The sequence below is a fragment of the Mucilaginibacter sp. 5C4 genome (assembly GCF_034345625.1).
Taxonomy (GTDB): domain Bacteria; phylum Bacteroidota; class Bacteroidia; order Sphingobacteriales; family Sphingobacteriaceae; genus Mucilaginibacter; species Mucilaginibacter aurantiaciroseus.
In genome coordinates, this window is the sequence record NZ_CP133775.1 from 4,302,162 (window position 1) to 4,327,441 (window position 25,280).

General features: G+C 44.3%; 25 protein-coding genes. 9 read left to right on the forward strand and 16 right to left on the reverse strand.

What is annotated here, in order from left to right; genetic code table 11:
• Positions 1-41: 41 nt before the first annotated feature.
• Complete coding sequence (locus tag RHM67_RS20090) at positions 42-440, reverse strand: hypothetical protein (RefSeq protein WP_322229166.1); 399 nt, start codon at positions 438-440, stop codon at positions 42-44.
• A 330-nt stretch (positions 441-770) separates the two neighbouring features.
• On the opposite strand from RHM67_RS20090, the gene RHM67_RS20095 reads away from it, so the two are divergent.
• Positions 771-1,460 (forward strand): ferritin-like domain-containing protein, encoded by a 690-nt coding sequence (locus RHM67_RS20095; protein ID WP_322229167.1) that lies wholly within the window; start codon positions 771-773, stop codon positions 1,458-1,460.
• Positions 1,461-1,472: 12 nt separating this feature from the next.
• On the forward strand, positions 1,473-2,324 hold the full coding sequence (locus RHM67_RS20100; protein ID WP_322229169.1) for a ferritin-like domain-containing protein: 852 nt from the start codon (positions 1,473-1,475) through the stop codon (positions 2,322-2,324).
• A gap of 116 nt (positions 2,325-2,440) precedes the next feature.
• Here RHM67_RS20100 and RHM67_RS20105 read toward each other — a convergent pair whose 3' ends face one another.
• Positions 2,441-4,090, reverse strand: a complete 1,650-nt coding sequence (locus RHM67_RS20105) for a DUF6600 domain-containing protein (protein ID WP_322229171.1) — start codon at positions 4,088-4,090, stop codon at positions 2,441-2,443.
• A gap of 179 nt (positions 4,091-4,269) precedes the next feature.
• On the opposite strand from RHM67_RS20105, the gene RHM67_RS20110 reads away from it, so the two are divergent.
• Positions 4,270-5,232, forward strand: coding sequence for an isopenicillin N synthase family dioxygenase (locus RHM67_RS20110; RefSeq protein WP_322229172.1), 963 nt, complete (start codon positions 4,270-4,272; stop codon positions 5,230-5,232).
• A 59-nt stretch (positions 5,233-5,291) separates the two neighbouring features.
• On the opposite strand, the gene RHM67_RS20115 is transcribed toward RHM67_RS20110, so the two are convergent.
• Both RHM67_RS20115 and RHM67_RS20120 read right to left on the reverse strand, forming a co-directional pair.
• A complete protein-coding gene (locus RHM67_RS20115) occupies positions 5,292-5,465 on the reverse strand; it encodes a hypothetical protein (RefSeq protein ID WP_322229173.1) in 174 nt (57 codons plus the stop codon).
• Positions 5,466-5,519: 54 nt separating this feature from the next.
• Complete coding sequence (locus tag RHM67_RS20120) at positions 5,520-5,801, reverse strand: ATP-dependent Clp protease adaptor ClpS (RefSeq protein ID WP_322229175.1); 282 nt, start codon at positions 5,799-5,801, stop codon at positions 5,520-5,522.
• A 104-nt stretch (positions 5,802-5,905) separates the two neighbouring features.
• Here RHM67_RS20120 and RHM67_RS20125 point away from each other — a divergent pair, with 104 nt between their 5' ends.
• The gene (locus RHM67_RS20125) at positions 5,906-6,742 is read left to right on the forward strand and encodes a hypothetical protein (RefSeq protein ID WP_322229176.1); all 837 of its coding nucleotides are present in this window, start codon (positions 5,906-5,908) and stop codon (positions 6,740-6,742) included.
• Between the two features lie 66 nt (positions 6,743-6,808).
• Here the strand turns inward: RHM67_RS20125 and RHM67_RS20130 are convergent, their stop codons facing one another.
• The 3 genes from RHM67_RS20130 to RHM67_RS20140 form a co-directional block, all read right to left on the reverse strand.
• On the reverse strand, positions 6,809-9,511 hold the full coding sequence (locus RHM67_RS20130; RefSeq protein ID WP_322229177.1) for a TonB-dependent receptor plug domain-containing protein: 2,703 nt from the start codon (positions 9,509-9,511) through the stop codon (positions 6,809-6,811).
• A gap of 63 nt (positions 9,512-9,574) precedes the next feature.
• The gene (dcd, locus tag RHM67_RS20135) at positions 9,575-10,111 is read right to left on the reverse strand and encodes a dCTP deaminase (protein WP_252759311.1); all 537 of its coding nucleotides are present in this window, start codon (positions 10,109-10,111) and stop codon (positions 9,575-9,577) included.
• A gap of 164 nt (positions 10,112-10,275) precedes the next feature.
• A complete protein-coding gene (locus RHM67_RS20140) occupies positions 10,276-10,398 on the reverse strand; it encodes a hypothetical protein (protein ID WP_322229178.1) in 123 nt (40 codons plus the stop codon).
• A gap of 111 nt (positions 10,399-10,509) precedes the next feature.
• On the opposite strand from RHM67_RS20140, the gene RHM67_RS20145 reads away from it, so the two are divergent.
• Genes RHM67_RS20145 through RHM67_RS20160 form a run of 4 tightly spaced genes read left to right on the forward strand, consistent with a single transcriptional unit; the run spans position 10,510 to position 13,349 of the window.
• Entirely contained in the window at positions 10,510-11,178 is a 669-nt protein-coding gene (locus RHM67_RS20145; protein ID WP_322229180.1) for a 4'-phosphopantetheinyl transferase family protein, read from the forward strand.
• Positions 11,179-11,183: 5 nt separating this feature from the next.
• Positions 11,184-11,912, forward strand: a complete 729-nt coding sequence (gene lipB / locus RHM67_RS20150; protein WP_322229181.1) for a lipoyl(octanoyl) transferase LipB — start codon at positions 11,184-11,186, stop codon at positions 11,910-11,912.
• 26 nt (positions 11,913-11,938) lie between these two features.
• Entirely contained in the window at positions 11,939-12,634 is a 696-nt protein-coding gene (locus tag RHM67_RS20155) for an SGNH/GDSL hydrolase family protein (protein ID WP_322229183.1), read from the forward strand.
• A gap of 22 nt (positions 12,635-12,656) precedes the next feature.
• Positions 12,657-13,349 carry an SGNH/GDSL hydrolase family protein gene (locus RHM67_RS20160; protein WP_322229185.1) on the forward strand — a complete coding sequence of 231 codons (693 nt, stop codon included), beginning with the start codon at positions 12,657-12,659 and terminating at the stop codon, positions 13,347-13,349.
• Positions 13,350-13,414: 65 nt separating this feature from the next.
• On the opposite strand, the gene RHM67_RS20165 is transcribed toward RHM67_RS20160, so the two are convergent.
• From RHM67_RS20165 to RHM67_RS20205, 9 genes are all read right to left on the reverse strand, one after another.
• Positions 13,415-14,845, reverse strand: coding sequence for an L-serine ammonia-lyase (locus tag RHM67_RS20165; protein ID WP_322229187.1), 1,431 nt, complete (start codon positions 14,843-14,845; stop codon positions 13,415-13,417).
• A 123-nt stretch (positions 14,846-14,968) separates the two neighbouring features.
• The gene (locus RHM67_RS20170; RefSeq protein ID WP_322229189.1) at positions 14,969-15,622 is read right to left on the reverse strand and encodes a mechanosensitive ion channel family protein; all 654 of its coding nucleotides are present in this window, start codon (positions 15,620-15,622) and stop codon (positions 14,969-14,971) included.
• Between the two features lie 485 nt (positions 15,623-16,107).
• Positions 16,108-17,745 (reverse strand): chaperonin GroEL, encoded by a 1,638-nt coding sequence (gene groL / locus RHM67_RS20175; RefSeq protein ID WP_369124766.1) that lies wholly within the window; start codon positions 17,743-17,745, stop codon positions 16,108-16,110.
• 100 nt (positions 17,746-17,845) lie between these two features.
• Positions 17,846-18,139, reverse strand: coding sequence for a co-chaperone GroES (locus tag RHM67_RS20180; RefSeq protein WP_322229192.1), 294 nt, complete (start codon positions 18,137-18,139; stop codon positions 17,846-17,848).
• Positions 18,140-18,381: 242 nt separating this feature from the next.
• Positions 18,382-18,741, reverse strand: coding sequence for a preprotein translocase subunit SecG (gene secG, locus RHM67_RS20185; protein WP_322229194.1), 360 nt, complete (start codon positions 18,739-18,741; stop codon positions 18,382-18,384).
• Between the two features lie 11 nt (positions 18,742-18,752).
• Positions 18,753-20,675 (reverse strand): hypothetical protein, encoded by a 1,923-nt coding sequence (locus RHM67_RS20190; protein ID WP_322229196.1) that lies wholly within the window; start codon positions 20,673-20,675, stop codon positions 18,753-18,755.
• 18 nt (positions 20,676-20,693) lie between these two features.
• A complete protein-coding gene (locus RHM67_RS20195; RefSeq protein WP_322229198.1) occupies positions 20,694-21,218 on the reverse strand; it encodes an LptE family protein in 525 nt (174 codons plus the stop codon).
• Positions 21,219-21,231: 13 nt separating this feature from the next.
• Positions 21,232-22,479, reverse strand: coding sequence for a sigma-54 dependent transcriptional regulator (locus tag RHM67_RS20200; RefSeq protein WP_322229200.1), 1,248 nt, complete (start codon positions 22,477-22,479; stop codon positions 21,232-21,234).
• A 72-nt stretch (positions 22,480-22,551) separates the two neighbouring features.
• Positions 22,552-24,033: a MiaB/RimO family radical SAM methylthiotransferase gene (locus RHM67_RS20205; RefSeq protein WP_322229202.1), complete on the reverse strand. Its 1,482-nt coding sequence runs from the start codon at positions 24,031-24,033 to the stop codon at positions 22,552-22,554.
• Positions 24,034-24,177: 144 nt separating this feature from the next.
• Here RHM67_RS20205 and RHM67_RS20210 point away from each other — a divergent pair, with 144 nt between their 5' ends.
• The gene (locus RHM67_RS20210) at positions 24,178-24,831 is read left to right on the forward strand and encodes a hypothetical protein (protein WP_322229204.1); all 654 of its coding nucleotides are present in this window, start codon (positions 24,178-24,180) and stop codon (positions 24,829-24,831) included.
• Positions 24,832-25,280: the final 449 nt, after the last annotated feature.

The following is a 25,280-nucleotide window of genomic DNA, read 5'->3' on the forward strand; positions in this document are numbered from 1 at the left end:
AATAATTTATAATTGATACATATACAGCTTATTGTATTTAATTACATGGCTATATTTTGACTTCCGCGGGGGTCTTCGGGTAAAATTTCCATCTTCGGGAACTCGATATAATCTGCATACCACTGTATTGCACCTACTACATCAAGCGCATCATCGGCAGTAATGTTTATGGTTTCAAAGGCATATAGCCTAGCATTGGCATAGCCATAAAGCTGAATTTCGCTTTCGCTTGGGGTAAAACGGTCTTCGGTAAGGCAATATACGCGGATCTTTAATCCGGTATCGCGCGAGTGTATCACATCCCTGCAAGGGTTGTTGGGATCGGTAGCCAATAAATACACATTGTAATCCATAATGTTTATAACATTGGTAGTTATAATAAGTTTCCAATAATTTATTATACCGGTAAATGTATAAGTGTAAGTGTAATTATCTGGCATATAGCTTCAGGGAATATAATTTCTACAGTGTGGGAAGCCAATTCTACATCCAAAATATGGCATATTTAAAAAACATTCGTTTTTAAGCAAACTTGGGCTGTTTGCAATTGGGCACCAGGTTTGTATGTATTTTAAGAGCCCTTCTAAAAGGGCGTTTTTCATAGGTAGATGTAGGGCCGAAATACTGCGAGAGTGTTTCGGCCTTTTTTGTGCCTCTTACTTTCCTCACTCCCTTTTGCTATAAACGGCACTTTTTAAAATCCGAGTTAAAGCTTTGGTCGTAAATGCTTGTATTATAAGTTATATAAAAAACTACTAAACACCAACTTTATGAAAACAGAACTTAACCCAACAACAGACGGGGCAAATATGGCCAGAAGGTCGTTTTTGCGCTATGCGGGTGCAAGCGCAGCGGGTATAGCCCTAATAGGCTCTGCGGCATCATGTAAGAAAGACAAAATCATGACAACCAATGGCATTGACATTGGCAGTGGCGACATTGGTATCTTAAATTATGCTTATGCGCTTGAACAATTAGAGGCTTCGTTTTACCTACAAGTAGTTGCAACCCCTTACAGCGGAATGACTTCCTTGGAAACCACCTATTTGACAGACATTCGTGACCACGAAGTTTTACACCGCGATTTCTTTAAAGCAGCCATTGGCTCTAAAGCGATTGGCATGCTAACAACCGATTTCTCTACAATTAATTTTAGCAGCCGTGCATCAGTGCTTGCTGCAGCTAAATTGTTAGAAGATACCGGTGTACGTGCTTATGATGGTGCCGGCTATTTAATTAAAGACCCGGGTTACTTAACCATTGCAGGTAAAATTGTATCTGTAGAGGCAAGGCATGCTGCCTTAATATCTAACCTGATAGCTCCGGGCAGTTTTGTTGGAGATGATCAGATAGATGAAAATGGCTTGAACAAATCAAATACTATTGCCGAAGTATTAGGCGCTGCTAACGGTTTCTTAAAAACCAAAGTAAACGCGGTTAACTATAATTATAAAGCTTAAAAAAACATCGCCATGAATTTATTTAATATAATAGACGAGATAGAAAAAGTTGATCCCGAAATACGCGACAGGTTAAACCCACGCCGTGCTGCGATCAAAAATATAACCAGCTTTGGTTCAAAAGTAGCTGTTGCTGCTATGCCATTTGCAATTGGTACCATGTTCAAAAAAGCATATGGCCAAAGTTCAACCTCTGTTACTGAAGTTTTAAACTTTGCCTTAACTTTAGAACACCTTGAGGCTGCATTTTACAATGCAGGTGCTGCAAAAGCTGGTTTAATACCTGCTGCCGACATCGCTTATTTAAACCCGATCAAAAGGGATGAGAATGCTCACGTTAAGTTTTTACAAAGTGTTATTACTACCCTTGGCGGTATGCCTGTAACCCCGGCTACTTATGATTTTACCGGTGGTAATAACAAAGGTAACGGCCCGTTTGCAGATGTGCTTTCAAACTACGCGACATTTTTAGCGGTAGCACAAGTGCTTGAAGATACAGGTGTACGTGCTTATAAAGGCCAGGCGCCAAATCTTATTGGTAATAAGGATATCCTTACACCGGCGTTATCAATACACGCTGTTGAGGCACGCCACGCAGCTGCCATCCGTCAACTGCGCCGCAGTTTAGGCCAGGCACCTAACATTAAACCTTATATAGTTAGTTCGGCTACTTTAGGTAACGATACCGGTGTACCTGCCGCTAACAACAACTACAAAGGCGAAGAAAACGTAACACAAGGTGGCGTTAATTTAGTTACTGCGCTTGGTGTATCTGTCCAGGTGGCTACCGCATCTTTTGATGAGCCATTATCAAAAGAAGATGTTGTTGCCTTAGTAGTTGGATCATTTATAGTTACTAATTAGTATTTTAACACTGATGTTATAACGAAACGACCGTCAATATGCCGGTCGTTTTTTCGTTTGACATAATGTGGCAACAAAAAAGCACGGGAATAATACCCGTGCTTTTTGCTTTTATTTTAGTTTCTTACGGGCCTGCCACTACTTGCCGGTGCTGATTCTGCCGGTTGCGGTTGTTGCCTTTGCTGTTCCTGTTGCTGGCGTTGCTGCTCTTGTTGTTGCTGGCGCTGTTGGTCCTGCTGTTGGCGGGCTTGCTGCTGCTGAGCCTGCTGTTGCTGGCGCTGTTGATCCTGTTGTTGGCGCACTTGCTGTTGCTGATGAACTTGCTGTTGCTGGCGTTGCTGATCCTGCTGTTGGCGTACTTGCTGTTGCTGCTGAACTTGCTGTTGCTGGCGTTGCTGATCCTGCTGCTGGCGGGCCTGTTCGCGTTGTTGCGCCTGTGCATCGTCGCTAACCCCGGGGCGTGTACCTCTGCTTGGTCGTCCCTGTTGTTGCCTTTGCTCATCGGGGGCTTGCTGCTGCTGTTGGCGTTGCTGATCGGCAACTTGCTTTTGCTGGTCGGTTTGCTGCTGGGTAGCTCGTTGTTGCTGCGTTTGTTGTTCGCGCTGTTGCCTTTGCTGCTCACGTTGCTGTTGTTGGCGAACCTGCTGTTGCTGCGCATCACCCTGTTGCCTGTCAACATTTCGCTGTTGCTGTACATCACCGGATACCGGGCGGCTACCACGGCTTGGCCTGTTACCATTGTTGTTATTATCGGGCAATACATTGCACGGGGTTGTGCCGGGGCTGTTGTTATTGGCCGGGTTATTACGCTGTGGCCTGCCATCAACATTTGCATTGTTATTATTTACCCTTACAATTTTGCCATCGGGGTTATTGGTCCTTGCTGCTTCGGCCAGTTTAGAGGCATTGGCAGGGTTATAACGTGTACCACGGCTGCGATCGGTGCCGCCAATACGCTGTGCAGGGTTTTGCTGCCTGTAGGCCGCGCCATCTACCACCCTTGCAGGGCGTGCATTAGTATTATCCCTAACCCCCGGCCTGTATACATTAATATTATTGTTATTAACTGTAGTGCGCGATGGCCTGCTTACGTTAGTAATATTATACACCCTTACCGGCCTGTTGCTGTAACGCTGTATATCCTCGCGCCTTGGGCTGTAGTAGCTATGGTTATTATAAGTATAGCGGTTACGCACCCAATTGGTGTTGCGGATAATTACGCTTACCCTATTATATGGCACATAGTAATTATATACGTTTGGATAGTTGATGTATGCATAAGGCGCAAACACCCAATAATTATTACTTATAGCATAATTGTTATCATCATAATAGGTATCATAGTTCATATTGGGTTGCATTGGCGCCCAGCCGTAATAACCGCCGCCATCTCTCCAGTTTACCCAAGCCGGTGCCCATTCGGTTCCCGGCGACCATTCCCAGCCATAGTAATTATCGTAGTGCCACCTGCCGTAGTGGAAGGCTGCCCATCCCCATGGGTAATCAGACACCCAAGTATTACCGGCATCCGTCATAGCCCAATATCCGCGGGTAGCATAGGGTTTAAAATCTTCTTCAACATTCGGGATCCAAACATTACCATATTGCTGGTCGTAGATCCAGGTGCCGTAGGGTTGCAGCTCGTCATAAAATTGCTGGTCGGATATATATTGGCCCTCCTGCTGGGCCATGATCCTGCTTGATGCGCAGGATGTGAACAAAAACGCCAATACCGCTATGCCCAATATTTTATTTAAGATTTTCATACTATGAGATTTAATATAACTGGTATATTGTATTCGACTGGTTATTAATTCAAACGTTTAACCGACTATTTGTTTTAAAGGCAATGTTATAAAACAAATCCGTCAAAACAGATATTTTATATACTGTCACCATTATCTACGCAAAAAATAGATAATTTTGTCTTATAATATTCAACCCTATGAGTACAGTAAACATCCCGCGCCTGGATCTTAACACCTATATAAATGGCACTGCCGATGAGCGCAAAGCGTTTTCGGACAGTATTGGCCAGGCATTTAACGAAACCGGTTTTGTAACCATTACCAACCACGGGCTAAGTAAGGAGTTGATCGATAAGCTTTATACAGAAGTTAAAGCGCTTTTTGCTTTATCGCAAGATGTAAAAGACAAATACGAGATCCCGGGATTGGCAGGCCAGCGCGGTTACACCGGCAAAAACAAAGAAACCGCCAAAGGCTTTAAAGTGCCCGATCTGAAAGAGTTTTGGCAGATTGGCCAAACCGTAACCGATGGCGACCCTATAAAAGAACTGTATCCGGATAATATCCAGGTAGCCGAAAAGCCCGGGTTTAACACCACCACTTTAGAAGTTTATAAAAAGCTGGAAGCAGCCGGCACGCACCTGTTACGCGCCATTGCGGTATACTTAGGGCTTGATGAAAATTATTTTGATGATAAGGTGCATAACGGTAACTCCATATTACGCACCCTGCATTACTTCCCTATAGAAAACCCCGATGCATTGCCTGACGATGCCGTACGCGCCGGTGCACATGAGGACATTAACCTGATAACCCTTTTAATTGGCGCCAGTGCCGATGGGCTTGAATTGCTAACCCGCGATAACCAATGGTTCCCGGTTACTGCTTTTGGTGAGGACCTTGTGGTGAACGTTGGCGATATGCTACAGCGCTTAACCAACAACAAGCTAAAGTCTACCACGCACAGGGTGGTTAACCCACCGCGCGAGCAGATGAAGAACTCCCGTTTTTCGGTACCTTTTTTCCTGCACCCAAAAACCAGTATGGACCTTACCAGCCTGCCATCAACCATTGATGAGCAGCACCCAAAACTATATACCGATACAACCGCCGGCGAATATCTCGACGAACGTTTACGCGAAATTGGGTTAAAAATGTAACCAAACTAAAACGCCTCTTTGTGGAGCCACAAAGAGGCGTTTTAAAGTCGTTTTAAAGTCTATTTTTGGTCATTTAGACCCGTGTTTTCTTCGTCGAAATTACCCTTATTTTCATACCCGATATTTGCTTTATCCCGGGCGTTTTGTTTTGCGGAACGGGCATCAAGGGTTATGCCAACAGCCATGCCTACTATCATACCAATAGCAAGTTTATGGAATACTACCCCCAACACTATTCCTATTGTTAAATACAGGAGGAAATTATTTTGCTTTTTTATGCTAATGGGCTATTCTACGCTAACGGTAAGGCCTTCCTGCTGTAGTATTTTGCGGTAGATCTCCATCTCGGTGAATGAGCCTTCCAGTACCGCGCATTTGCCCTCGTTATGCACCTTCCAGGCAATTTTTTCGCCCTGTGCTTCGGTATAATCCAGGTATTTCATCATGCAGTGGATAACGTGTTCAAAGGTATTATGATCATCGTTCCACAAAATAAGACGGTGCATTTCCTTAAGCCCGGCTAATATTTCCTCTAAGGTGAGTGTCTCTTCCTGTACTTCAGTTGGCATATGTATCAGCAAATTTACTCAAAAACAGCAATAAAAGCGTTAAAATGATGTTTATCGTTTTATAAAAATTACACGAAACACACTTATCCTTAATAAATCACAAAATGAAACGTAGCGCCCCATTGCTGCTAATAGCCGCCTTTGCTTTTGCAGGCACGGCTAAATCGCAATCAAAACTAAGCCAAAAACTTTTACCGCCACCTGCAAGGCTTGTTGTTAACGGCAACCTAAGCGACTGGGGCGATAGCCTGCGTTACCATAATGGCGAGAAAAACATCAATTACACGCTATCCAATGATAAAGAAAACCTATACGCCGCCATCCGCATCAGCGACCGTTTAGAGCAGGCGCGTGTATTAAACGCAGGTATTACTTTAAGCATAGATACCAAAGGCAAAAAGAAGGAAACCTTTAGCATGACCTTCCCACTGCGTTACCCTGGTAGCCCCGCACCTGCATTTACAGGCCAAAAAGATGACGGTGGCGATATTACCAAAGAAGAGCGCGACGAACTGATGCGCGAACGCATTACCACCCTGCGCAGTATAAAAATGACCGGCTTTAAGGATATTGAAAATGAGATGATCACCACATCAAACACCTACGGTATAAAAGCGGCTATCGACTACGATGCAAACGGTAACCTCGTGTATGAAGCAGCTATCCCCCTTAAATTCTTCCATGCCGATGATATTGCCAAAAATGAGTGGGCGTTCAACTTTAAAATAAACGGCATGCAAAAACCCGAACGTGGGACCGAAGGTGGTGATGCCCAAGGGGGCGGCAGAGGAGGAATGGGTGGCGGCGGCCGTGGTGGAAGAGGAGGCGGTGGCGGCCGCGGAGGAACGGGCCGGGGCGGCGCACAAGGCGGCGATGCCAACCGCGGCGAGATCTTTAAATCAATAGATTTTTGGGAGAAGTTCTCGTTAAGTCAAAAATAAAATTCAAAACACACCCTTGTCTCCAAGTCAAAAAATCGCCGGGCGATTTTTTGACTTGGAGACTTACTACTCTACCTTATATCTTAATACTTGCCGCCCAATATTACCTTCACTATCAATCCCTTCAATTACCACACGATAGTTTCCTTTGCCGGCGTTAAAATAATCTACAGATGATTTGCCGCCGACTGTAACTATGTTTGGCTTCCAGTAGATGGTGGTACGCAGGTCGGCCAGGGTTTGACGGTTTTCAACATCGTACTTTGGGGAATAGAACATGCGCGAACGGTAAATGCCCTTAGGCGCATATGGTTTTATACCATTACCAAAAGTTTGTGGATAATACGTTGGCTCGTCGCCTCGCTTAGTGGTAATAACCAAAACCCCGTTACTACCACTGCTCCCGTAAATCCCCCTATTACCAGCATTACGCAATACTTCTATCGATTGTACATCGTTTACGTTGAGGGTATTCATAAATAAGGCGTCGGTATAAGCGCCATCGATCACTATAAGCATACGCCCGCCACCACGGGTGGTGTAAGGTACGCCATTGCGGAATAGCACGCCAAATAACCGGCCCTGCAGGCAATCGGCCAATTGCGGGCAACCCATGTTGTGAAAATCTTTGGCTAAAAGTACCTGGTCGGCATTACCCGGTCCGTTTAGGTTTGCCGAATGCTTAAGGGCATTCCGTTTCTCTATTATTATCACCTCGCGCAGGCTGATCACATGGTTACCCAACCCATATTTCATTTGCTCGTAATACAAGGCCTTGCTGCTTTGCGCATAGGTGGTAAGGAAGGCATTGGTGGTTAGCTTAAAATCGGCTATGCTTTTATAATTAGCCGTCGGCGGCGGCGGGATGCTATCCATGGTGATTACCACATCGCGCTTATTTTTGGCCGTACGTGCCTGGATCAAAAACTTAACACTATCAGAAAACATCACATCGTCAAAGGCAAAGCCGCCGTTTTGGTCAGTAAGCGTATCCACCTGTAGCAGGCCGTCGTCAAAGTTTATCAACTCTACCTTACCCTTGGCAACCGGGCTGCCCGATGGCGTGGTTACCCTGCCGGATATGGTAAAGTTCTTTTGAGCCAGGTACTTGTTTTTAGTTTGATTTGCACTTAATACATCTTGCCACTCGTATCTATGATAGCCCTGGGTAAGCATTAATGCGTCAAGATCGGCGCGGGTTTTATCGTTTACGTTGTTAAAATAATAAGTAGGCTGCTCTATGTATCCTTTAAGATCAGACGTTAGCAGCAGGTTAGCTAAAATATTATTCTCGCTGGTTTCATCAACCGGCACTTTGCTTTCATCAGTTACGGCTATAGAGAAACTGCCCACAGCGGGATTACCCTCGTTATCTTTTGCATCGATATTTAAACTTATCTTTTGCCTTGGCGAGTAGCTTTGTTTATCGGCATTTACGGTTAAATTAAGCCTGTCTTCGGGGTTATCTATAAACACCAAACGTTCGTTTAGCGGTGTGCCCGACGATGAAAATAGCGTAAACTGTGCTATCCCCGATGGAAATTTATTCTTTGCCACCGTTGCCACCGTTGCCGAGAATGCCGTACTGCCCGGCTTGCTCTTAGCCGCATAATAAACCTTGCCGCCGTTTTTGCCAATTAAACTAAACTGGGCGCTATTTTGCTTTGTAGTACTTACTACCACTTTTAAATCCGGGCCGGAGGTGGAAATATTGAGCACAAAACCATTATCAGCAGCTACCGGCAAACTAACCGATGCTTTTGAACCATCGGCATAAATCAGGTTTGCTTTATAAGTATTTCCTACCTCAGGCGTAAAGTCAAATAAACCCATGCCAAGGTGGGCAGTGCTTAACATTGCAACCTGCTTGCCTTTACTATCCGTTATATTTCCTTTAATATCAACACCAAGGCCATCGGTGCCTATTGCCTTAAAAGCCACTTTGGTTTCGATGCCGTTAACCATCACGCCGCCTTCCGGGAAAAACTGCACATCGGCATGCCCGGCCATCACCCTTATGGGGATGCTTTTATAAACCATGCCCCCCTGGCCTGTTCCGCTTAAGCCGGTCACTATTCGTCCCGATTTAAGCAGTGCGGCGTTATCTGCGGGCAAATTAACATGCAGGTTACCATTGGCATCCGTCACACCTTTGCCTTTTGCAACAACAGCATTGTTAAGCATAATAGAATACCTTACCGCATTGCCGGAGTACGCCGCGCCGTTGGCATCGGTATAATTAATATCGGCAGTAATGGCATTGCGCCCGTTTTGATTAGTACTGGTAAAAGTTGTTTTGGTAAATACTTTATTGGTGATGATGTTGGTGATGCTAATGGCCCTATCAAAAATATAATCACTACCCGCATTAAGCATGTATTGGGTGTACGCTCTAATTCGATAGTTTCCCTCGTGTAGGGTATCCGGCAGTGCGAAATCGCCGTAGGCAAGGCCATCTCTAACCTGCAGTTTTATGTTTTGTTTGATGGCGTCCTGGTCATCTATCAGCTCCACATTCAATATGCCGCTATCGGGTTGCAGGCGGTGCTGCGGGCCGGTAATTACGTAAGCCTTAAACCAGATATCATCTCCTGCGGCGTAGTATGGTTTATCAAATTGCAGGTGTACTTTTTCGGTGGGATGCGTGCCCGTCCATTTATCCAGCTGGCGCTGTACGGTGGCAATTATATCGTCATCGGCGCTAAAACTATAAGCGACAATACTGCCAATGGCCAGTAACAGGCCGGCTATAATACGTTTGTAAGCCATACATTTACAGGTAAATCACAATATAAAACAATGCTACGCAATAATTGTGATTTACCTGCAGTATTAAAACTTATTCTTCCACATCATGCTCTCTACCGGGCGGGTGGTAGGGTTGTTATATTTGGCGTTGCTTTTGGTGTTATATAGGGTTTCAATCTCGCCCTCAACCACAAAATAGATCAGTTGACCGATTGGCATGCCGGCATATATCTTAACAGGTTGGGCGCATGAGATCTCCAGCGTCCAGGTATTACAAAAGCCCACATCGCCTTTACCAGCGGTTGCATGGATATCAATACCCAAACGGCCTGTACTTGATTTCCCTTCCAGGAAAGGAACGTGTTTGTGCGTTTCGGTATATTCAACCGTTACACCCAGGTACAGCGTATTGGGCTGTAATACAAAGCCTTCCTTTGGGATCTCGAAACCAATAATTTCATTATGCAGTTTGGCATCCAGCACGCGGTCTTTATAAGTGGCCAAGTGCTTGCCCAAATGCACATCGTAAGAGTTTGTGCCCAGGCATTCCGGTTTAAACGGCTCAATTATAATACTCCCTTTTTCAATCTCTTCGAGGATGCGCTTGTCTGATAAAATCATATAAAAAATACTGGGCTTAAAATTAAGATTATTTGCCCTAACCGCCAACAGGTATTACACTCTTTATCGCCCCAAAAACGACAAAACCGCTTTGTACTTTGTACAAAGCGGCCAATTGTACCACCGTTTGGCAATACTCACTCACACTAATCCTACCCCAAATTTCAAAGCGCTTTTCGTACGCTGATATGTTTTGCTGCACTGCTTTCGGCAACGCGTTGTTTGATGCAGCCTTCTGTTATGGCCACAGCCAATAAAACTGCGGCCGATATGTATATCTTCTTCATTTTGTGTTAATTGTGATGCAAAAAATGTTTAGTGCCTGTATGACGTACGTTTATACCCATTAGTTACAGGCCGAATAATTAACGTTAATTATTATATTTAGCTGATACAATTTGGCTACCTTTTTTGCAATTTTACCATCCATGGCTATAGCGTACCGACAACAGATTGACGATGATACAGAGTTTGCGCTGTGGAGGATAGAAGAAACCGCCGACGAACTATACAAACAACTCCAGCTAAACGATACCGAGAAAGCCTACACAAAAATAATAAGCAAAAGCAAGCGCTACCTGCACTGGCTGGGCACCCGCGTACTACTCCGCAAAATGCTGGGTACCGATGATTACATCGATGCTAAAGTCGACAGTCATGGCAAGCCTTACCTGGTGAGCCTGCCCTATCATATCTCGCTTAGCCACTCATATGATTATGCCGCGGTGATGATCAGCAAGACGCGCCCTGTGGGTATTGATATTGAACAGATAAAAGAAAAGGTAGAGCGGATAGCCCACAAGTTTTTACTGCCGCACGAATTAAATTTTATAACCGATCAGCATAAAATTCAGCAGCTTTACGTTTGCTGGTGCGCTAAAGAGGCCGTTTATAAATGCTACGGACAAAAAGAGGTATCATTTGCAGATAATATATCTTTGCAGCCCTTTACGTTTCAGCACCACGACGTGCTGCAGGCCAAACTTCACAAGGGCAAAGTTGATATTGACTATGAGGTTGGCTATATGCAGTACGAAGATTACATGATAGGATACGTGAAGGGATAATGCATATGCAGAACAAAAAAGTAATTTTTCAGGATTGGGGATTAACGGATTACCAGATGGCCTGGGACCGCCAGGAAAAGCTATTTGGCGAAACCGTTAAACTGAAGACCGATATCCGTAACCGCAACTTGGCGCTTGCCGGTGGCGATGAGCCGATTGAAGATGCCATTACCCCCAACTACCTTATTTTTTGCGAACACCCGCACGTTTACACCCTCGGCAAAAGCGGCAAGGCCGAGCATTTGCTTTTAGATGAGCAGGGATTAAAAGATAAAAACGCCGTTTACTACCCCATTAACCGCGGTGGCGACATTACATACCATGGCCCCGGCCAATTGGTGAGTTATCCTATTTTAGACCTCGACAACTTCTTTACCGATATACACCTGTACCTGCGCACGCTGGAAGATGCTATTATTCTTACCCTGGCAGATTACGGCTTAACCGCAGGCCGTTACTCCGGCTATACCGGTGTTTGGTTTGATGCCGATAACAAGCGGGCCCGCAAAATTTGTGCGATGGGCGTGCGTTGCAGTCGCTGGGTTACCATGCATGGGCTGGCCTTTAACGTAAACCCCGATCTTGACTATTTTAAGAACATCGTCCCTTGCGGGATTGATGACAAGGCGGTAACCTCCATGCAGGCCGAACTTGGGCGCCCGGTTGATATGAACGAAGTGAAAAAAATCCTAAAGCATCATATTTCCGTACTTTTTGGTATGGAGATGATATAATGCGAATACTAACAATACTATTTTTGATGGCAACGTTTGCGGCCTGTACCAAAGCTACTGTGCCTACACAGGCGGCCGTGCAAAACACCAATAACAATATGCCTGCAACAGACATTTTAACTTACCTGGCCCTTGGCGATTCGTATACTATTGGTGAATCGGTTCCTGCTGCACAATCATTTCCTTATCAGTTGGCAGCAAACCTTAGGGCAGGCAACCATTTAGTAACCAATCCCGATATTATTGCCGTTACCGGATGGACCACCGGCGATCTTAAACAAGGCATAATCCAGCGCGGCATCACCAAACACGACTATAACATCGTTACCCTGCTTATTGGTGTGAACAATCAGTTTCGCGGGTATAGCCAGGATGATTACCGTAAAGAGTTTGCCGAACTATTAAACATCGCCATTAACTATGCAGGCGGAAACAAGAAGCATGTTTTTGTACTCTCTATCCCTGATTGGGGCGTTACACCATTCGCCAAAAACGGTGGTTATGATGCCCATAAGGTAGGTGCCGAAATTGACCAGTTCAACGCCATTAACAAACAGGAAACCGAAAAACTGGGCGTAAGCTATGTAGACATCACCCCTGCATCCCGCCGTGCAAGCTATACCTCGGATCTGATAGCTAACGACGGATTGCACCCATCGGGCAGTATGTACAGCCTTTGGGTAACGCAACTATTACCAATCGTAAATGCGCAGGTAAAATAGCAGGTTTATATTAAATTTAAGTATGAAAATTACGCTTTGCTTTCTATTGGCTATTATGGCATCGGGGACGATTTTTTGCCAACCTACTAAAGCAAACCATGCAATTACCGATTCGGTGAGATACTTGGCCATGGGCGACTCTTACACCGTGGGCCGCTTTTTGCCAACTGCGCAAAGCTTTCCTTACCAGCTTGCAGCCACCTTAAAAAGCAAGGGTATAAATGTGGCCGTGCCTGTTGTGCTTGCGCAAAACGGCTGGCGTACAGACGAGTTGTTGCAAAGGATTGTCGGTACTGCCAAAAACGAAACTTTTGATTTTGTAACCTTGCTGATTGGTGTTAATAACCAGTATCAAAACAAAAACCACGAAACCTACCAAACAGAATTTACCCAAATACTTACTGCAGCCATTGTTATGGCAAAAGGCAACCCCCAACACGTTTTTGTACTATCAATACCCGACTGGGGGTCTACCCCCTTCGCCAATGGCCGCAACCTGGATAAAATCACCACAGAAATTGATGAATATAACATGATAAACAAAGCAGTGGCCGATGCTGCAAAGGTGCATTATATTAATATAATAGGCCTCTCCCGTACAGACGGCATGAACGCCGACCTGGTTACTACCGACCATCTACACCCATCCGCTAAAATGTACAGCTGGTGGGTACAAAAAATCGCCAAAGAAGTTGGAAAGGAATTTAAGAAATAACACTCATGATTTATTAAACCACGACCTTATGTCTATAGAAAGTTTAAAATCCTTTTTAAACTAAACTAACACTCCGGTAAACTGATAGGGATATTGATTGCCAGCCCCCCGTCGGATGTTTCTTTGTATTTGGAGTTCATATCTTGCGCGGTTTGCCACATGGTGCGTACTACGGCGTCGAGGCTTACTTTGGCTTTATCGGGATTGCTTTGCAGGGCCAGTTGAGTTGCGGTGATGGCTTTTATAGCACCCATGGTGTTACGTTCTATGCAGGGCACTTGTACCAGGCCACCAATTGGGTCGCAGGTGAGGCCAAGATGGTGTTCCATGGCAATCTCTGCCGCCATTAATACCTGGCGCTGGCTGCCGCCCAAACACTCGGTAAGGGCTGCTGCAGCCATGGCTGATGATACCCCGATCTCGGCCTGGCAACCACCCATCGCGGCGGATATAGTAGCACCTTTTTTAAAGATACTGCCCACCTCTGATGCGGTAAACAAAAACTGGGTTATCTTCTCGTCATCAAAACCATCACAAAAGCTGATGTAGTATTGCAGTACCGCAGGGATTACTCCAGCAGCACCATTAGTAGGCGCGGTAACTACCCGGCCAAAGGAGGCGTTCTCCTCGTTTACGGCAAGCGCAAAACAGCTTACCCAGTCCAAAATGTTTTGGAAGCCGTTACCGGTTTGACGCATGGCCTGTACCCACTCGGTATAATTACTATAGCTATGACCTTTTAATAACCGTGTATTTAATGCTGATGCACGGCGGGCAACATTAAGGCCGCCCGGCAGGTTACCAGCGGTGTGGCAGCCGCGGTACATACATTCCTGCATTACTCTAAAAATATTTAGCACACTGTCGCGGGTTTCCTTTTCGCTACGCCAGGCAAGTTCATTTTCTAAAACAACTTCAGATATTTTGAGGCCTGTTTTACGGCACCAGTGCAGCAGGTCGCCGGCGGTATCAATGGGGAATGGCAGGTCCACCTCCGTTTTATGGCTGGTTTGCTCGCCTTCTTTCACCACAAAACCACCACCAATCGAATAAAATGTGGCAGATACCGCCGTCTCGTTACTTAAAAACGCCTGGAAGGTTACCGCATTAGGGTGAAATGGCAGGCTCTCAGTAAAAAGGAACAGCAGGTCATCATCCGCAAAAAAGCTAACTTCTTTTTCGCCGCGTAATTGCAGTTTGTGGGTTTGGTTAATGTCGGCTATTTTGCTGTCAATTTTATCAACCTCAAAAGTAACGGGGTCATCGCCGCTTAGGCCAAGCAATATTGCAATATCGGTACCGTGGCCGCGGCCTGTTTTAGCCAATGATCCGTACAGCAAAATCTTAACCTGTACAACAAGTGGCAGGGCATCTTTCTGTTTAAGCAACTCAACAAATTGTTGCGCGGCCCGCCAGGGGCCAAGCGTATGCGAGCTGGACGGGCCAATGCCTATCTTAAACATATCAAATACCGAAATCTGTTCGCGCTGTTGCATCAATTTTTATGATTGAGATTGTCCCTTATCCGAATAATGTAAAAATAGGTAACATTTAGAGATTAGTGGTTAAAGATGGGAGATTAGTTTGTTGCTGTAACAGGCTAATCTCTAATCACTTCCCTACGCCATCCCCGGGAATTTAATCCCCGCGGCTTTAACATCATTGATGATTTCTTCCTGCAGGGCTATTTGGGTGGCTAAGAAGTAAGCGGGATCTACCCATACCCGTACGGTAAAACGCATACCATCACTTTCTAACAAAAGTACGCCAATTTTAACGGCAGGTTCGCCCATTATATTAGGCACTTTCTTTATAGCTGTGGTTAATATTCCTTTTACCTGTTCGATATCAGCCCCATAATTTAGCTTAAAATCAACATCTAAACGGCGTTTGCCCTGGCGGGTAATGTTGATGATAACCTCGTTAAAAAGCTTCCCGTTGGGGATGATAACCGTTTTGTTATCGGCGGTCAATATCTCGGTATAAAAAAGCTGGATAGCCTGTACGCGGCCGTCCTGGCCCTGGGCTATGATATGGTCTTCTATCCCGAAAGGTTTTAATAACAGGATCAACACCCCTCCCGCAAAGTTTTGCAAAGTACCCGATAGGGCTAAACCCGCGGCCACACCTAATGCACCAATAACAGTGCTTATAAAAGTAAGCTGGAAGCCAATAATATTAAATACGCTGATGATAAGCACCGCGTATAATGCAGTTATAGAAAGACTTAAGAAAAATGGTTGTAGTGAAGAATGAACTTCCCGTTTACTCATGCGGCTGGTAAGGCGCGATTTAATAAACGCTATTACCCAAAGGCCAACAAAGAAAAGGATTATTCCGAATAAGTATCTTGGCCCGTTTGCGACCAACCAGATATGTAATTGACTATAAAAATCTTTTAGCTCCATAGATAGGAGCCAAAATTAAGAATTTTTATTAACTGTACAGGGTCACAAACAGCTCGGGGCCTTTAAACAAAACCCACTCTACAATGCGGCTGTGTATGTTCTTCCTTTTTTTAACTATTTGTTTCATACCAGCACATATTCAAAAGCTGTGCCTAAGTAGTAAAACACCAATAATGTTACAAAAGATTAATATAGACGCACAAAACGAGTTATTAAAAGCCAATAAACGCCCCCGAACCACAAAAAAACCCCTTTGAAGCGATGTAAAAAACACGACAATAAAAAACCCCTGTCTGCTTTAACAGACAAGGGTTTAATATTTATTAAGCGATGCTTAACAGGGGAAATGATTACATCATGCCGCCCATGCCGCCGCCGCCCATTGGTGGCATGCCACCTTTGTCATCATCAGGCTCGTCTGCCAACACACACTCGGTGGTTAACAACATAGCCGCGATAGATGCTGCGTTCTCTAATGCTACACGGCCTACTTTAGTAGGGTCGATAACACCTGCGCCAATTAAGTTCTCGTATTTGTCGGTACGTGCATTATAACCAAAGTCGGCAGTACCTTCTTTAACTTTTTGCACAACTATCGAACCTTCGATACCAGCATTCTCACAGATCTGGCGAAGAGGCTCTTCGATAGCACGACGGATGATCTGGATACCTGTGTTCTCATCTTCGTTAGCACCTTTAAGGTCTGTTAAAGCAGCAACCGCACGGATGAAGGCAACGCCACCACCTGCAACAATACCTTCTTCAACAGCCGCTCGGGTTGCATGTAAAGCATCGTCAACACGGTCTTTTTTCTCTTTCATCTCAACTTCTGAAGCTGCACCAATGTACAATACAGCAACACCGCCAGATAATTTAGCTAAACGCTCTTGTAATTTTTCCTTATCGTAATCAGAAGTGGTAGTTTCGATCTGCGCACGGATCTCACCAACACGGCCTTTGATCAAATCTGCATCACCTGCACCGTTAACCAGTGTAGTATTGTCTTTATCGATAGTGATCTTTTCTGCCTGGCCCAACATAGATAGGTCTGCACTTTCTAGTTTGTAACCACGTTCTTCAGATATTACGGTACCGCCTGTTAATACAGCGATATCCTCTAACATTGCTTTACGACGATCGCCAAAGCCTGGTGCTTTAACAGCAGCAACTTTTAACGAACCACGAATTTTGTTAACTACCAAAGTAGCTAATGCTTCGCCATCTAAGTCTTCAGCAATAATTAAAAGTGGTTTACCTGTTTGTACTTGTTTTTCCAGGATAGGAAGCAATTCCTTCATTGAAGAGATTTTTTTATCGTAGATAAGGATGTATGGGTTTTCTAACTCAACTTCCATTTTATCTGAATTGGTAACAAAGTACGGAGAAAGGTAACCGCGGTCAAACTGCATACCTTCTACAGTTTTAACTTCAGTTTCGGTACCTTTTGCTTCTTCAACAGTGATAACGCCTGAAGTACCAACCTTAGCCATAGCTTCAGCTATTAACGCACCGATAACTTCATCGTTATTAGCTGATATAGATGCTACCTGTTTGATCTTGTTGTTATCCTCACCAACGGTTTGTGATTGAGTTTTTAAGTTTTTTACAACTGCAGCAACCGCTTTATCAATACCGCGTTTCAAATCCATTGGGTTTGCACCAGCTGCAACGTTTTTAATACCTGCAGTAACAATAGCCTGTGCTAAAACGGTAGCAGTAGTAGTACCATCACCTGCAATATCAGCAGTTTTTGATGCAACTTCTTTAACCATTTGCGCGCCCATGTTTTCGATAGGGTCTTTCAGTTCAATTTCTTTAGCTACAGTTACACCATCTTTAGTAACAGCCGGTGAACCAAACTTTTTGTCGATAATTACGTGACGGCCTTTTGGGCCTAATGTAACTTTAACCGCGTTAGCCAAAATATCAACACCACGCTTTAAAGCGTCACGTGCCTCAACATTATATTTAACTTGTTTTGCCATGATTTTTTATTTGAATATTTAAATGTTGTAAAGTTAAAATGTTATGAAATTCAATATTGGAAGGCAACTTTACAACCTTTCAACATTGCAACTTTACAACTAATTATAATACCGCGTAAATGTCAGATTCGCGCATGATCAGGTATTCTTTGGCGTCTACGTTGATCTCGGTACCTGCGTATTTTCCGTATAAAACAGAATCGCCAACCTTTATGGTCATTGGGATAAGCGCGCCAGAAACATCAGCATACTTACCAGGGCCTACAGATACTATAGTTCCTTTTTGTGGTTTCTCCTGGGCTGTTTCAGGAATATAAATACCAGAAGCGGTTTTGGTTTCAGCAGCTGCTGCTTCTACAACCACTCTATCCGCAAGGGGTTTAATGTTTAATGACATAGTAATACTATTTTGATTTTATAATTTTAAGTTTTCGTATATGGATTTCACATCAATTATGCCAAGCAGCAATTATTTTTTGCATTGGCATATTTACTGTTTAATTGTCACCTTTTAAAGCTAAGGTTACAACCTATTGGTTTTATCTTAACAGCCGTGTGCCAACGTGTCAGTCAACACTATTTCAGCAAAAAAGGCTTTGGAGTATAGTCCAAAGCCTTTAAGTATTTCTTATAAACTTATTACTTTTTAGGTTGAGCAACCGGTGCAGGTGAAGCAGCTGGTGTGCTTAACGGTGCAGGTGCCGCGGTTGTACCCTTTGGTTTAGAATCTTTTCTGATCTGCTCTAATAAAGCCGGGTCACTGCCTTTTTGAGAACCATCTTTAACAGATACGTTGATCATCAACGATAAAACCATAATACTGATAGCCAAGACCCAGGTTCCTTTTTCTAAAAAATCGCCGGTCTTTTGCACGCCCATTAGTTGTGACGTACCTGAAAAATTTGAAGCTAAACCGCCGCCTTTAGGGTTTTGGATTAATACGATCAGGCCTAAAAGGACACATAAAATGATCGTGATGATGATTAAAACTAAATACATTTCTTATTATATCAATTGGTTTTCTTTTCTAACTGTTCAATCTGGACTACAAAGTAAAGCTTTTTTTCCGGAAATTTCAATATCAATTTTTTATAAGTAGCTATCGCTTTATGATATAGCATTTGGTCGCAATAAATACGTGCCAGCGTTTCGGTCACAAAATCGTTCTGGTCTTCAGAGCTTCTTTTGGCTTTATTCTCATTATCCAGTTTATCTGCCGACAGCGGTTTTATCTGCGGCTCTGTATGGATGAAACGTTCTATAATAACATCTTCCTTTTTACCGGGATCAAACGCCACAGGTGCAGCCTCAGCGCCCCTTTGCACCCCACTTATTGATGTAAGGCTAAAAATATTCTCGTAATACTGCTGCTGTAACTCATTGCCGCTGCCTCGTTTTGCCGGCCTTGCTGCCTCGCCTCCGTTAGGTTTTGTATCAGCTGAAGGAGCTTCGCCATTCGTGTACGGCTGGAAGGTTTCGGCATGCTCCTTACGGGTTTTGTTTAGCCACCACATAAAAGTGTACGGCATTTTATCATCATAGTAACGGGATACCTGCTGCACGGCAGGCTCTGCCAATTGCGCTGTTGGCTGGGTTGCTACGGGGAATAAATTTTCAACCGGTGCAGCTTCCTGAACAAACGGCGCAGTATTGTTTACACCACGTAACTCATCAAGCTTTTTATCAAATGACAGGAAATCGGCACCTATGGCGCTATCCATTATCAGGCGTTCTTCCTGTTCCTGGATGTGCTTATGTTCGGCACGCAAAGGCTCTACAACCGGCTGCGGCTGGTGGAACAACACTTCTGATGCTTCCTCTTCTTCGGGGCTGCTATCTATATGCGGTTCGCTAAACCTTGCCTCAACAGGCGCGGTAGCTACCTCGTTAGGGGTGGCTTTAAAGCCAATATCTTCTATACCTACTATCTCGTCGTAAACGTCATCTTCAATATCCTGACGCGTTTGCTCCGGCTCCGGTGTATTTTGCGCGCCCGGTTTAGGGAAACGCGAATTAAATCTTGGACCTTCGTATTGGGGGATGGGCGGCGGTGTTTGCTGAACGGGTTGCTGTTCGGCAACTGGTGCAGGCTTTTCTACCAGAGATTGCTGTGTAGTTGCTTCCGGCTCGTTATATTGGTAAGCGTTTTCAACAGGCGTTTCTGTTACAGGTTGTTCTATATTTTCAGGTTCGCTGTTCTCAAACGCGTGATAGGTATGGTGATATTCGCTGCCAATAACCGGGGCTTCGGTAATTTCTTCAACAGCTTCTTCCTCATTTGCGTCCTGCGTTTTCGCCGCATTGTCTGTTTCAGGGTGCTCGTAATTATCAACAGGCGCAAAGGCAACTTCTTCAGTTACTTCGGGTTGCTCAACAACTTGTGTCGGCTCTTCCTCTTGTTCTTCAATAATTTGCAAAGGCTCGCTTACGGGTTCATCGGCAACAATAACTTCTTGTTGTTCCGGCGAATTGTATCCGTTATTGTCAAAAGCATTTGCATCATCAAATTGTGCTGTGTCACTTTGTGGTTCTTCGGCAACAATACTTTCCTGCTTTGCAGGGGCATCGTATCCGTTATTATCAAATGCATCGGCATCAATAGATTTAGCCGTAGCAGTGCCAGTGTTAAAGAAGTTTTGGGTTGTTGTGTAGATACCTTTTATAGAATGGATGATGCTTGCATCATTAACTACTGCAAGCTCTTGCGGATGGTTAACCACTTTATGCAGCGTGCGCGGGTTAAAATAAACCGTTGCTTTGCTTAGTTGCTTTTTATCACCTGCGCGGGCAAACAATACTTGCAATAAACCACTCTGCGGGTTATCCTGAACCAAAAGCTCCAGGCTTTGGATATACGACGATCCGTTATCGGCCGGGTTAGCCAACAAGTCCCATAAAATTTCTTTCTGCCTGCTATCTACGTATTGATCCACGTTTTATAAACTATATGCCTACCAATTGGCAAAGGCCCTGTTAAAAATATCGTCTGTTAATTGTTTAACAATTTCTGGTATCAAAGTTTGTTCCTGCGATGCACTATCGCCGACAAACTCCTTGTATTTTGTAAACGTTTCCTCAAAATTAAGCTTTTTATCGGCTTCGTACATATATTTTACGGTAACAGTAATGCTTAAACGGCTGGCACCTGCAATTGGCGCGGTGTTACTATTGGTTGCCTGTATAGAAACCGGTGCAATACTGTAGCCCGTAATTGCCCCGCTCATGGTAGCGTTAGCCTCGCCTCTGGTAATGCTGATGCTGGTTTGCGAACGGATGCGATTTTTTAGTGCTTCTGTAAAGGTTTGGCTTAAGGTAGGCACAACCAGTTGAGCGTTATTTTCAAAAAACTGAACATCAATTGTTTTTAGACCTACTGGTATGGATGCACCATTAAGCGACAACTTGTAGGCACACGAGTTAAAAAGCATCACTACCATGCCCAACGTTAATACATTTAAAAATAACCTTTTCTTCATTTGATATAGTACCCTATAAATCTAATTCTTTTATTTTACGATATAAAGTTCTTTCTGAAATGCCCAGCTCATTTGCAGCCAGTTTGCGCTTGCCTTTGTGCTTTTTAAGCGCTTTGCGGATCAGGTCAGATTCCTTTTCTATCAGCGACAGCGATTCCTCCACCTCTTCGGCTTCGTGCGTTATGTTATAATCGTTATTATTATTGCTGCTAACGTTATTGTTAACGGGTTGCTGTAGGGTAAATTGTGCTTCGCGGTTATTGGTGGGCAATTCAATATCGCGGTAAAGCTGGGTTACAGCCGGCGAATTATTTGCGTAGTGGGTACTTACACCGCCATGCTCAATAATATCTGCTACCAGCTTCTTCAACTCAACCATGTCGCGCTTCATATCAAACAGCACTTTGTATAGGATATCCCGCTCAGAAAAATCCTCTTTCGGCTGATTGTCCAGGCGCATTGGCAAATTGCTGCGGCTTGCTTCGTGTGGTATATAGGTTAGCAGTGTTGGCGCAGTTATTACGCGGTCGCGTTCTAAAACGGCTAATTGCTCGGCCATATTTTTCAACTGCCTAACATTACCCGGCCACGAATAATTGATGAGTACCTGCTGCGCTGCTTCATCTAATTGGATAGGCGGGCTGCGGTACTTATCGGTAAAATCTGAAGTAAACTTGCGGAACAGCAGGAATACATCTTCCTTCCTTTCGCGCAATGGTGGAATCTTCAACGGAACAGTGTTTAGCCTATAGTAAAGATCCTCTCGGAACTTACCGGCTTTAACCGCATCGTAAACATCCACGTTGGTTGCTGCAATAACACGCACATTGGTTTTCTCAACCTTAGATGACCCCACCCTAATGTACTGGCCCGATTCTAAAACCCTGAGCAAGCGCGCCTGGGTGCCTAATGGCATTTCGGCAATCTCATCTAAAAAGATAGTACCACCATTCACGGTTTCAAAGTAACCTTTACGCTCGCCAACGGCACCTGTGTAAGCGCCTTTTTCGTGCCCGAATAGTTCCGAATCGATGGTACCCTCGGGGATAGCCCCGCAGTTAACCGCTATGAACGGCCCATGCTTACGCGGGCTCATCTGGTGGATAATGTGCGAAAAAACCTCTTTACCGCTACCACTCTCGCCGGTAATTAATACCGAGATATCTGTAGGTGCAACCTGGTTAGCTATATTTATTGCCCTGTTCAACAACGGCGAGTTGCCGATGATACCAAAGCGTTGTTTGATTTCTTGTACTTCCATTTATTAAATTTGAAGATTCGGCAATTTGAAAATTTGGAAATGAGCTCATCTTCAAATTTTCAAATCATCAAATTAATCTACAATTCTTCCTATCAACGTCGCCGATGTAGTCCGCTCCACCACCACATTAACGTACTGGCCCGGCTTGTAAGCTTCGCTTACCGGGAATATCACCATAGCGTTTTGATCGCTGCGGCCACAGTAGTCTTTGTCCGATTTTTTGGAAAAGCCTTCTATCAGCACTTTTTCTATCCTGCCAATACGTGCCTGCATCCTGTAGAAAGAATATTCCTGCTGCTTAGCCACAATTTGCGACAAACGGCGTTGTTTTACTTCTTCGGGGATATCATCCGCATAGCGTTTGGCGGCTAAAGTTCCCGGCCTTTCGCTGTATTTAAACATGTAGGCAAAATCGTATTTCACGTAATCCATCATGGTTACGCTATCGTTATGCTCTTCATCAGTTTCGGTACAAAAACCGGTGATAATGTCTGTAGATATCGCGCAATTCGGTATTATCCTGCGGATGGCATCAATACGGTTCATGTACCACTCACGGTCGTAAGTACGATTCATGATATCCAATATGCGGCTGTTACCGCTTTGTACCGGCAGGTGTATGTAATTGCAAATGTTATCGTATTTGGCAATGGTATATAAAACTTCGTCGGTGATATCTTTAGGGTGCGATGTTGAAAAACGTACGCGCAATTCTGGGCTGATCAAAGCAACCATTTCTAACAGGTTAGCGAAGTTTACTGCCCCCTCTAAATCTCCCCCGGCAGGGGAGACTTTTTGATTGGCTTTGGTTTCTAAAGCACTCCCTTCCGGGGAGGGTTGGGTGGGGCTCCATTTGTACGAATCTACATTCTGCCCTAACAAGGTAACCTCGCGGTAGCCTTTATCAAAAAGGTCTTTACACTCGGCAACTACCGAGTATGCGTCGCGACTGCGTTCGCGGCCACGGGTAAACGGCACCACGCAAAACGAGCACATATTGTCGCACCCCCGCATAATGGATACAAAGGCGTTTATGCCATTGCTGTTTAAGCGTACCGGGCTGATGTCAGCATAGGTTTCTTCGCGACTAAGTAATACGTTTACTGCTTTTTGGCCGCTATCAACCTGTTCTATAAGGTTTGGCAGGTCGCGGTAAGCATCGGGGCCTACTACAACATCAACCAGTTTTTCTTCTTCTAAAAATTTGGCTTTTAAGCGTTCAGCCATACAGCCTAAAACGCCAACCACCATACCGGGGTTCCTGAATTTTGCCCCTGCAAATTCTTTCAGGCGATTACGTACGCGCACTTCCGCGTTCTCTCGTATCGAGCAGGTGTTGATGAAGATCACATCCGCATTGTTAAAATCTGATGTGGTTTCAAAGCCTTTTTCGGCTAATATTGAAGCTACTATCTCACTGTCAGAAAAATTCATGGCGCAGCCATAGCTTTCTATATAAAGCTTACGGCCATTGTGTTTACCAACAGGTTCTAATACTAAAGCCTCGCCCTGCCTGCTCTCATCATGCACTTTATCCGGTATAAGAAAATCCATCGTCATCGTAAAATTGAACCGCAAAAATACAATTTTTTTATATAATGAAGTGACAGTTTGTCAGCATTTAACAATTTTCAGTTTTTATTGTTATAGTACCACGCAAGCAGCCATAGAGTCGCTAAAGTTTAACGAACCGAAACCATGGCTAATAATATTCTCAAACAACGCTGGCTAAAAATACTACTGATAGTAGTTGGAGCACTGGTTATAATTATGCTTGTTGCAGCCCTTTGTATTAATAGCATCCTGGCACCTAAACTATCCGCCAAGTTAAAAGAGGCTATTTTAAAAGGCACCGATAGCCTTTACACGATCAATTACAGCGACCTTGACCTGAACGTACTGCAAGGCAAAGCCGTGTTATACGACATCACGTTTAAAGCCGACCCCACTGTTTATCAGCAAATGAGAAAGCGCGGCGCAGCACCCGGTAAACTTTACGAACTGCATGTTAAACGCCTCGTAATATCCGGCGCACACGCGTTTGAACTTTACTTTAAAAAGAAACTCAACATTAGCCGCATCACACTAAATTCTCCGGAAATCGCCATCGATAAATATTCGGATAAGGACACTGATACGGCCAGGAAGGATAAACGTACATTATATCAAAAACTATCAAAAAGCTTTAAGCTGGTGCATGTAGGCGAGATCTTACTGACTGATATTAACTACAAGCAGCGCAATCACACCGCGCCAAAAATCGCTATTTCAGAGCTTAAGGAGATGGATGTAAAAGCTACCGATCTGCTGATAGATTCGACTACGCAAACAGATACCTCGCGGTTTTTATAAGGATGTTACTACACAACTAAAAAACTACAGCAGCAAATCAGTTGATGGCTTGTATACTTTTAAAGTGAGGACAGTTAAACTCTCCACCCAAACTAAAAAACTTACCGTTCGCGGGTTGAATTTGCAGCCCATTGATCACACGATATTTTTCAAGCGAAGCAAAGCGACCGTTTTACCCTGCGGATAGATTCCATTCAGTTAAATAATTTCGATTACATCACATATCAAAAAGATCAATCGCTGGATGTAAAGCGCCTGGTAATGGACAACGGTTATTTTGAGGTTTACAGCAATTACAACGGCCAACTGCAAACCACCGACAGGCTGGTAACCTTTCCCTACTGGGCTATCCGCCACGCCAAAAAGCTACGCTGAATATAGACACGCTCGACCTGAAACATTTTGCCTTTACTTATACGCAACTAAACGAGGGGCCAATGAAAACAGGT

What these genes read in the sequence shown, in the direction of transcription:
- RHM67_RS20155 (WP_322229183.1), top strand. Translation starts at nt 11,939, where the DNA reads ATGGCAACGTTTGCGGCCTGTACCAAAGCTACTGTGCCTACACAGGCG.
- secG (WP_322229194.1), bottom strand. Translation starts at nt 18,741, where the DNA reads ATGTATTTAGTTTTAATCATCATCACGATCATTTTATGTGTCCTTTTA.
- RHM67_RS20210 (WP_322229204.1), top strand. Translation starts at nt 24,178, where the DNA reads ATGGCTAATAATATTCTCAAACAACGCTGGCTAAAAATACTACTGATA.
- lipB (WP_322229181.1), top strand. Translation starts at nt 11,184, where the DNA reads ATGCAGAACAAAAAAGTAATTTTTCAGGATTGGGGATTAACGGATTAC.
- RHM67_RS20120 (WP_322229175.1), bottom strand. Translation starts at nt 5,801, where the DNA reads ATGCCAACTGAAGTACAGGAAGAGACACTCACCTTAGAGGAAATATTA.
- RHM67_RS20200 (WP_322229200.1), bottom strand. Translation starts at nt 22,479, where the DNA reads ATGGAAGTACAAGAAATCAAACAACGCTTTGGTATCATCGGCAACTCG.
- RHM67_RS20195 (WP_322229198.1), bottom strand. Translation starts at nt 21,218, where the DNA reads ATGAAGAAAAGGTTATTTTTAAATGTATTAACGTTGGGCATGGTAGTG.
- RHM67_RS20160 (WP_322229185.1), top strand. Translation starts at nt 12,657, where the DNA reads ATGAAAATTACGCTTTGCTTTCTATTGGCTATTATGGCATCGGGGACG.
- RHM67_RS20105 (WP_322229171.1), bottom strand. Translation starts at nt 4,090, where the DNA reads ATGAAAATCTTAAATAAAATATTGGGCATAGCGGTATTGGCGTTTTTG.
- dcd (WP_252759311.1), bottom strand. Translation starts at nt 10,111, where the DNA reads ATGATTTTATCAGACAAGCGCATCCTCGAAGAGATTGAAAAAGGGAGT.
- RHM67_RS20110 (WP_322229172.1), top strand. Translation starts at nt 4,270, where the DNA reads ATGAGTACAGTAAACATCCCGCGCCTGGATCTTAACACCTATATAAAT.
- RHM67_RS20205 (WP_322229202.1), bottom strand. Translation starts at nt 24,033, where the DNA reads ATGGATTTTCTTATACCGGATAAAGTGCATGATGAGAGCAGGCAGGGC.
- RHM67_RS20140 (WP_322229178.1), bottom strand. Translation starts at nt 10,398, where the DNA reads ATGAAGAAGATATACATATCGGCCGCAGTTTTATTGGCTGTGGCCATA.
- RHM67_RS20095 (WP_322229167.1), top strand. Translation starts at nt 771, where the DNA reads ATGAAAACAGAACTTAACCCAACAACAGACGGGGCAAATATGGCCAGA.
- RHM67_RS20100 (WP_322229169.1), top strand. Translation starts at nt 1,473, where the DNA reads ATGAATTTATTTAATATAATAGACGAGATAGAAAAAGTTGATCCCGAA.
- RHM67_RS20125 (WP_322229176.1), top strand. Translation starts at nt 5,906, where the DNA reads ATGAAACGTAGCGCCCCATTGCTGCTAATAGCCGCCTTTGCTTTTGCA.
- RHM67_RS20090 (WP_322229166.1), bottom strand. Translation starts at nt 440, where the DNA reads ATGCCAGATAATTACACTTACACTTATACATTTACCGGTATAATAAAT.
- RHM67_RS20165 (WP_322229187.1), bottom strand. Translation starts at nt 14,845, where the DNA reads ATGCAACAGCGCGAACAGATTTCGGTATTTGATATGTTTAAGATAGGC.
- RHM67_RS20170 (WP_322229189.1), bottom strand. Translation starts at nt 15,622, where the DNA reads ATGAGTAAACGGGAAGTTCATTCTTCACTACAACCATTTTTCTTAAGT.
- RHM67_RS20130 (WP_322229177.1), bottom strand. Translation starts at nt 9,511, where the DNA reads ATGGCTTACAAACGTATTATAGCCGGCCTGTTACTGGCCATTGGCAGT.
- RHM67_RS20180 (WP_322229192.1), bottom strand. Translation starts at nt 18,139, where the DNA reads ATGTCATTAAACATTAAACCCCTTGCGGATAGAGTGGTTGTAGAAGCA.